The sequence below is a fragment of the Thermodesulfobacteriota bacterium genome, from assembly GCA_040758155.1.
Classification (GTDB): domain Bacteria; phylum Desulfobacterota; class Deferrimicrobia; order Deferrimicrobiales; family Deferrimicrobiaceae; genus UBA2219.
Genome location: JBFLWB010000030.1, coordinates 1 through 7,432, shown reverse-complemented (window position 1 = coordinate 7,432; position 7,432 = coordinate 1). Strand labels below are relative to the sequence as shown.

At 68.4% G+C, this 7,432-nt stretch carries 9 protein-coding genes; 6 read left to right on the top strand and 3 right to left on the bottom strand.

The genetic code is table 11. From position 1 onward, the window contains the following. The 6 genes from AB1346_01985 to AB1346_01960 form a co-directional block, all read left to right on the top strand. Positions 1-600, top strand: a 600-nt coding sequence (locus AB1346_01985; GenBank protein ID MEW6719201.1) for a transporter substrate-binding domain-containing protein, incomplete at its 5' end; no start/stop codon positions are given. A 29-nt stretch (positions 601-629) separates the two neighbouring features. Continuing rightward, entirely contained in the window at positions 630-1,334 is a 705-nt protein-coding gene (locus tag AB1346_01980; GenBank protein ID MEW6719200.1) for an amino acid ABC transporter permease, read from the top strand. Between the two features lies 1 nt (position 1,335). Then, the gene (locus AB1346_01975) at positions 1,336-2,028 is read left to right on the top strand and encodes an amino acid ABC transporter permease (GenBank protein MEW6719199.1); all 693 of its coding nucleotides are present in this window, start codon (positions 1,336-1,338) and stop codon (positions 2,026-2,028) included. Positions 2,029-2,046: 18 nt separating this feature from the next. Next, positions 2,047-2,790, top strand: coding sequence for an FCD domain-containing protein (locus tag AB1346_01970; protein ID MEW6719198.1), 744 nt, complete (start codon positions 2,047-2,049; stop codon positions 2,788-2,790). Then, positions 2,787-4,130, top strand: coding sequence for a glycerate kinase (locus AB1346_01965; GenBank protein ID MEW6719197.1), 1,344 nt, complete (start codon positions 2,787-2,789; stop codon positions 4,128-4,130). Before AB1346_01970 ends, AB1346_01965 begins: the two co-directional genes overlap by 4 nt. Next, positions 4,127-5,035 (top strand): NAD(P)-dependent oxidoreductase, encoded by a 909-nt coding sequence (locus tag AB1346_01960; GenBank protein MEW6719196.1) that lies wholly within the window; start codon positions 4,127-4,129, stop codon positions 5,033-5,035. The genes AB1346_01965 and AB1346_01960 overlap by 4 nt, the downstream gene beginning before the upstream one ends. 2 nt (positions 5,036-5,037) lie before the next feature. Here the strand turns inward: AB1346_01960 and AB1346_01955 are convergent, their stop codons facing one another. From AB1346_01955 to AB1346_01945, 3 genes are all read right to left on the bottom strand, one after another. Further along, positions 5,038-5,973: a TIGR01777 family oxidoreductase gene (locus AB1346_01955; GenBank protein MEW6719195.1), complete on the bottom strand. Its 936-nt coding sequence runs from the start codon at positions 5,971-5,973 to the stop codon at positions 5,038-5,040. Beyond that, the gene (locus AB1346_01950; GenBank protein MEW6719194.1) at positions 5,970-7,166 is read right to left on the bottom strand and encodes a PQQ-dependent sugar dehydrogenase; all 1,197 of its coding nucleotides are present in this window, start codon (positions 7,164-7,166) and stop codon (positions 5,970-5,972) included. Before AB1346_01950 ends, AB1346_01955 begins: the two co-directional genes overlap by 4 nt. 71 nt (positions 7,167-7,237) lie before the next feature. Then, the coding region (locus AB1346_01945; GenBank protein ID MEW6719193.1) for an FAD-binding domain-containing protein at positions 7,238-7,432 on the bottom strand (195 nt) is incomplete at its 5' end.

Below are 7,432 nucleotides of genomic sequence, written 5' to 3'. Positions count from 1 at the left end.
ACGTCGGCCAACCGCATGCCGATGCTGATGGAGAACCGCGTCGACATCCTTGCGGCGACGATGACGAAGAACCCCGATCGGGCCAAGCAGATCGACTTCAGCTACACCTACTTCCTCACCGGCCAGAAGTTCCTCACGAAGATCGGGACCGTGAAGAGCCTGAAGGACCTCGAGGGGAAGCCGATCGGCACGGCGAAGGGCTCCACCTCGGAGCAGAACGTGGCAAAGGCGGTCCCGTCCGCGAAGGTCCTCTCCTTCGACGATTACCCGCAGGCGGTCCTGGCGCTCATCCAGGGGAAGGTCATCGCGGTCACCACGGACGAGTCGATCCTGGCCGGCCAGCTCGGCAAGCTCGAGAAGAACCCCGCCACGAAGGGAAAGTTCGAGATCCCCGACGTACAGATCTCCGAGGAGCCGTACGGCCTCGGGATGCGCAAGGGGGACGCCAACTGGGTGAAGTTCGTCAACGACACGATCCTCGAGATGGAGAAGAACGGCGACGTGGCGAAGCTGTTCGAGAAGTATTTCGGTCCGAACACCGACAGCCCGATGAAGCGCGGGACGTTCAAGATCACCGCGGACGAGCGGGGAATCAAGTAGGACCCCCGGTTTAAGGAAGGTTCCGTCTCTTGAACTATCAGTTCGACTGGGCGGTCGTCACCTCCGGGAAGTATTTCGACTGGCTCGTCTCCGGCGTCGTGGTGACGGTCAAGCTCTCGGTGGTGTCGATCGCCCTTTCCTTCCTCCTCGGGCTGGTCATCGCGATCATGCGGATGAGCCGCTTCCGGCCCGTCTACTGGTTCGCGCACGGCTACCTCGAGTTCTTCCGCAACACCCCGCTGCTGGTCCAGATCTTCTTCTGGTACTTCGGCTCCTACAAGGTGCTTCCCGACGCGGTAAACGAGTGGCTCAACGCCCAGGGCTTCGAGTTCGCCGCCGCGGTGATCGCCCTGACGATCTACACCTCGGCCTTCATCGCGGAGGACATCCGCTCGGGCGTCCGCTCGATCCCGAAGGAGCAGATGGAGGCGGCGCGCAGCTCCGGCTTCTCCTACGTCCGCTCGATGATCTACATCATCCTGCCGCAGGCGGTGCGCCTCACCATCCCGCCGCTCATCAACCAGTTCCTGAACCTGACGAAGAACTCTTCGCTGGCGATGACGATCGGCGTGGCGGAGCTCATGTACCAGGCGCGGCAGGTGGAAAGCTACACCTTCAAGGGGTTCGAGGCGTTCTCGGCGGCGACCCTGGTGTACGTGGGGCTCTCCTTCGCCATCACGGGGCTGATGACCTGGTACGACCGGAAGGTCCTCCAGCCCATCAAGGTGCGCTGACGTGGAGAACTTCCAGGTCGTCTGGGACAACCTGGCCTACTTCTTCGTCGGCCGCTTCCCGAAGGGGCCGCTGGGCGGGGTGGGGCTCACCCTCTATCTCGCGGTGGTGGCGCTGCTCCTTTCCTTCCTGGGCGGACTCGTCCTGGGGCTTTTGAGCATCTCCCGGAACCGGGCGATCCGGTGGATCTCCTCCTCGGTGATCCAGATCATCCGCGGGATGCCGCTGCTGATGGTCATCTTCTGGATGTTCTTCCTTCTGCCCGCCCTGTTCGGCAAAGGGATGCCCGCCTCGGCGACGGTCATCACGGCGCTCACGCTGTTCACCTCGGCCTACATGTCCGAGATCGTGCGGGCCGGGATCATGGGGATCCCGAAAGGGCAGACGGAGGCGGCCGTCTCCACAGGGCTGTCCCACCGGCAGACGATGGTCTACGTCATCCTCCCGCAGGCGCTGCGGAACATGATCCCGTCGTTCGTGAACCAGTTCGTCTCGATGATCAAGGACACCTCGCTGGCATTCATCGTCGGGGTCGCGGAGCTGACGCAGATCGCCACCCAGATCAACAACCGGACGATGCTGTACCCCACCGAGATCTTCTTCTTCATCGCCGTCATCTACTTCGTCATCTGCTTCGCCTTCACCGAGCTCTCCCGGTGGCTGGAGCGGCGCCTGGCGTACACCAAGTCGATCTGACTCCGGCCGGAGGGAAGCATGGTCAAGAAAGTCCGGGACAGCCTGGTCCGAACCATCCTCGACCGGATCTTCCAGGGGAAGCTCCGCGCCGGCGACCGGCTCCCGTCGATCGGGGCGCTGGCCCGCGAACACGGGATGAGCGTCGCCTCCGTCCGCGAGGCGATCCAGAAGCTCTCCCTCATGGGGCTGGTCCGCATCCGCCAGGGCGGTGGGACCTTCCTCGACGAGAACATCCCGTCCATCCTCGAGATCCTCGACGCCAGGAAGTATGTCGAGATGGCGACCTGCCTCCTCGCCGCCCGGAACGCGACGGACGCGGAAACGGCGGAGCTCGACGCGCTCGTCGACGGGATGCGGGAGGACTTCCTGCGCGGCGACCCGGTCGGGTTCACGCGGAAGGACCTCGTGTTCCACCTCGCCATCGGGCGGATGTCCCGGAACGTGCTGCTGTCGGCGTTTCTCGAGAACGTCGAGGAATTGCTGTATTACCTCCAGCAGCGCACCCACATGCTCAAGGGGACGATCGACCGGGCGAACCGGTACCACACGCTGCTCGCCGAGGCCATCCGGAAACGGGACGGGATCGCGGCGCAGACCGTCATCGCGGAGCACATCGAGGCGGTCAAGCGCGCCTGGGGCGCGTACGACCGGAACCGGGGGAGCCGGCCGGGCCGGCGGCCTCTTCGGCGGCCCGTGGCCGCGCGGACCGCGCCCGGCAAGGAAAAAAGCGGAGCTTTGCGCGGAGGAGGGAGCGGCAGATGACCTCCGGAAACAGGGAACGGCTTCTCCGGTACTTCCGGGCCGCGGTCGCGGCGGTCGATCCGTCCCGCATCGTGGAGTCCGCCCTCCGCGCGGACGGAGATGCGATCCGGCTGTCCTTCGCCGGGACGGAGCATGCGATCCCCCGCGATCGCCTGGGAAGGGTCTTCGTCGTGGGGGGAGGGAAGGCGGGGCGGACGATGGGAAACGCCGTCCATCGGGTCCTCGGTGAGATCGTCGCGGAGGGGACCCTCGCCGTCCCCCGCGGCGCGGGCGGAAACTCCGGACCGCTGCGGTTCCTGGAGGCGGCCCACCCGGTGCCCGACATCGGGAGCTTCGGCGCCGCGCGGGAGATCCTGTCGACCCTGGAGAAGGCCGGCGAGAACGACCTGGTGATCGCCCTGATATCGGGAGGCGGTTCCGCGATGATCTCCTCTCCTGCGGAAGGCATCACCCGGGAGCAGAAGGCCGAGGTGTCCCGCCTCCTGCTGCGGGCGGGGGCCGACATCCACTCGTTCAACACCGTGCGCAAGCATCTCTCCGAAGTGAAGGGCGGCCTGATGGCCCGGGCGGCGTTCCCCGCGACCGTCTGGGCTCTGCTCCTTTCGGACGTCCCGGGAGACGACCTGTCGGTGATCGCCTCCGGCCCCTTCTCCCCCGATCCCTCGACGTACGCGGACGCGATCGGCGTCCTCGAGCGGTACGGGCTGCTGTACGCGGTCCCTCCCGCGGTCCGGTGGCGTTTGTCGGAAGGCGCCGCAGACCGGCTTCCCGAGACGCCCAAGCCGTGGGACCCGGCCTTCCAAAAGGTCGTCCAGGCGCTCGTGGGGACGAACCGCACGGCCCTCGACGCCGCCGCGGCGGAGGCGGGAAAGGACGGGGCGGAGGTCGTCCTGCTTCCCGGCTTCCTGCACGGGGAGGCGCGGAACTGCGCGCAGGCGTTCTGCGATAGGCTGCGCACAGCAGCGGCGGCGCTGCCGCCGGGCGGGTCGGTCGCGCTGGTCGCCGGAGGAGAGACGACGGTCCGGGTCTGCGGAAACGGGAAAGGCGGGCGCAGCCAGGAGTTCGCGCTCGCGTCCGCGATCGCGCTGGCCGGGGAAGAGCGGATGGCGATGCTCTCCGGAGGGACGGACGGCGTCGACGGGCCGACGGACGCCGCGGGGGCGTACGCCGACGGCACGACGGCGGCGCGCGGAAAGGCGCTGGGCCTCGACCTCCGCGAGCACCTGGAGGACAACAACGCCTATCCGTTCTTCCAGGCCCTCGGCGACCTCGTCATAACCGGCCCGACGGGTACCAACGTCACCGACATCGCCATCGGCTTCGCCTGGAGGCGGCCATGAAGCAGGCATCCCCTGACACGACCCGCGTCGGCTGGATCGGCGCCGGCGTGATGGGGCTCTCGATGTGCGGCCATCTCCTCGCCAAGGGGTACGCCGTCACCGTCTATTCCCGCACCATGGAGAAGGCGCTCCCGCTGATCGATAAAGGCGCGTCGCGGGCGGAATCGCCCGCGGCCGTCGCGGAAGCGTCGGACGCGCTGTTCACGATGGTGGGATCGCCCGCGGACGTGCGGGAGGTCTACCTCGGGCCGAAAGGCGTCCTGGCCGGCGCCCGGCCGGGAACGATCGCCGCGGACATGTCCACGACCGAGCCGTCGCTGGCCCGGGAGATCCATGCCGCGGCGAAAGCGCTCGGCGTGCACACCGTGGACGCCCCCGTCTCGGGCGGGGACGTCGGCGCCCGGGAGGCCCGCCTGTCCATCATGGTGGGCGGCGATCCGGAACCCGTCGCCGCGCTCGGGCCGCTGTTCGAGGCGATGGGAAAGACGATCGTCCACCAGGGGGGGGCCGGCGCGGGGCAGCACGCCAAGATGTGCAACCAGATCGTGGTCGCCGGAACGATGATCGGCGTCTGCGAATCGCTGATCTACGCTCACCGGGCAGGGCTGGACCTGGAGACGATGCTCTCCTCGATCTCCGGCGGCGCGGCCGGCTGCTGGACGCTGTCCAACCTCGCGCCCCGCGTCCTGAAGCGGGACCTCGAGCCGGGCTTCTCCATAGACCATTTCGTGAAGGACATGGGGATCGCCCTCGACGAGGCGAAGCGGATGAAGCTCGCCCTCCCGGGGCTCGCGCTGGTCCACCAGTTGTACGTCGCGCTCCAGGCGATGGGGGAAGGCAGGCGCGGCACCCAGGCGCTGACGCTCGTCCTGGAGCGAATGAACAACATGAAGATCGGGGGGTAGCTTCAGCCCGGCCGGGCGAGGAGATGGCGCAGCGCCGCGCCGATCTCCGGGAACCGGAAACGGAAGCCGGTTTCCTCGAGGCGCCGGCACACGACCCGGCAGCCGGAGAGCAGCAGCTCGTCCGCCATCTCCCCCATCGACAGGCGAAGCGCGAAGGCGGGAACGGGCAGCACGGCGGGCCTCGACAGCGCCTTTCCCAGCGCCTCGGCCATCTCCCGGTTGGTGACAGGGCGCGGCGCCACGGCGTTGACCGGCCCTTTCAGATCCTCCCGGGCCAGCGCGTGGAGGAAAACGGCCGCGAGGTCGTCGATCGCGATCCAGCTCATGTACTGCTTCCCGCTTCCCAGCGGCCCCCCGAGCCCGAGCCGGAACGGCGGCAGCATCTTCGCCAGCGCCCCGCCATCCGGAGAGAGCACGGCGCCGATCCGCAAGGTCACGACCCGGATCCCTTTCCGGGCGGCCGGCGCGTAGGCCGCCTCCCAAGCCGCGCAGACATCGGCCAGGAATCCGTTCCCCCGGGGGCTTTCCTCCGTCAGCGGCGCATCTCCCCCGTCCCCGTAATACCCGACCGCGGAGGCGCCGATCAGCGTCTTCGGCGGACGAGCGCAGGAGACGAGGGCGTCGCAAAGGAGAGCCGTCCCCCGCACCCGGCTGTCGCGGATGGCCGCCTTCCGGGCGGCGGTCCACCGGCCGGAAGCGATGCTCTCCCCCGCCAGGTGGATCACGGCGTCGAATCCTTCGAGCCCGGCGGCGTCGATCTCCCCGGTCTCCGGGTTCCAGCGGACCGCTTTCTCCCCCGGCCGCGGGTGTCGCCGGATCAACGGGACGACCTCGTGTCCCGCGCCGGAAAGCAGGCGGGTCACGGCGGACCCGACCAGCCCCCCCGCCCCGGTGACGGCGATGCGCATCGCGACTTCCCCCGCCGGCGCGCCGCTCACGGAGTGACGATCCTCAGGAGATTGCCTGTCGCGTAATCGGTGAGGTACACCTCTCCGGCCTCGTCCTCGCCGAACGCGGTGACGTTTCGCGGAGGAGCCGTCGGAGCGAGGAGCACCGCGGTTTCAGCGACCGCGCCCTGCCGCCGGAGTCCCCACAACCGGCCGGTGCAGAAATCCGCATAGAAGTAGATCCCCTGCAGGGCGGGGAAGGCCGCTCCACGATACACGGTCCCGCCCGTCACGGAGCATTCCCCCAGCGAATGGTCGTATTGCGCGACGGGCAGCGTAAGGCCCTGCCCGTTGCACCCGGGGCCCTCGAAGCAGTTCCGCCCTTCCATGATGTCCCAGCCGTAGTTCTCTCCCCCGGCGCTTGCCGCGGGCTGGAAGTCGATCTCCTCGATGGTGTTCTGCCCAACGTCTCCGATGTAGAGGTCTCCCGTCAGCCGGTCGAAGGCGTAACGCCACGGGTTCCGCAAACCCAGCGCCCAGATCTCCGGCCGGAACGCGGCGTTGTCCACGAACGGGTTGCTCGCCGGTATGGCGTACGGAGGGATCGCCCCCGGGGCGGTCCCCGCCTCCGTATCGATGCGCAGCATCTTCCCGAGGAGCACCCCCGGATTCTGCGCGTTCCCCAGGGGATCTCCCGCGCTTCCGCCGTCCCCCAATGCGATGTAGAGGAACCCGTCGGGGCCGAAGGCAAGGTGCCCTCCGTTATGGTTCGCGAAGGGCTGCGCGACGGTCAGCAGGATCTCCTCGGTCGCCGGATCGGCCGCGTTGTCGTTCCCCGGAAGGAGCCGGTACCGCGCGACGACGGTCGCGCCGTCCGCGATCCGGGTGTAGTTCACGTAAAAGTACCGCTTCGCGGCGTATCCCGGAGGAAACGCCACGCCGAGGAGCCCCTGTTCCCCGCCGCTGACCACCCTGGCGGAGATGTCAAGGAACGGAGCGGGATCGGGAGCCGACGCCCCGCCGGCCAGGATCCTTATCGTTCCACCCTGCTCCACGACGAACAGCCTGCCGCTGTTGTCCCCCGCGTTGGCCACATTGACCGGCTGGGTGAATCCCCCGGCCGCGACGGACAGCGAGATCCCGGGCCACCCCGCGGCGTCGGGAGGCGCAGCGATCGCGCCGGAACTGTTTCCGCCGCACCCCGAAGCGCCCAGCAGCGCAAGAACGACCGCGATCCGCAGCATTCGCCACCTCCCGCCCCCTCTTATTCCTTTTCGATGACGGGCGGCCGCTTTCCGTTCCGGGGGCTCCCTCCTCACCGTTCCTTCCGGGGGCGCGCGGCCAGGGCCCGGATGCGGGCGGCTGCGTGGTCGACGTTGGGAAGGGGGTAGCTTTTTCCGGGCGCCACTCCCGCCCGGGACAACACGGAAGGCGGCGCATCCCACGGCCGGTGGATCCACCGGTCCGGAAGGGCGGCGAGCTCGGGGATCCATGCGCGGACGTATGCGCC

What these genes read in the sequence shown, in the direction of transcription:
- AB1346_01970 (MEW6719198.1), top strand. Translation starts at nt 2,047, where the DNA reads ATGGTCAAGAAAGTCCGGGACAGCCTGGTCCGAACCATCCTCGACCGG.
- AB1346_01965 (MEW6719197.1), top strand. Translation starts at nt 2,787, where the DNA reads ATGACCTCCGGAAACAGGGAACGGCTTCTCCGGTACTTCCGGGCCGCG.
- AB1346_01960 (MEW6719196.1), top strand. Translation starts at nt 4,127, where the DNA reads ATGAAGCAGGCATCCCCTGACACGACCCGCGTCGGCTGGATCGGCGCC.
- AB1346_01950 (MEW6719194.1), bottom strand. Translation starts at nt 7,166, where the DNA reads ATGCTGCGGATCGCGGTCGTTCTTGCGCTGCTGGGCGCTTCGGGGTGC.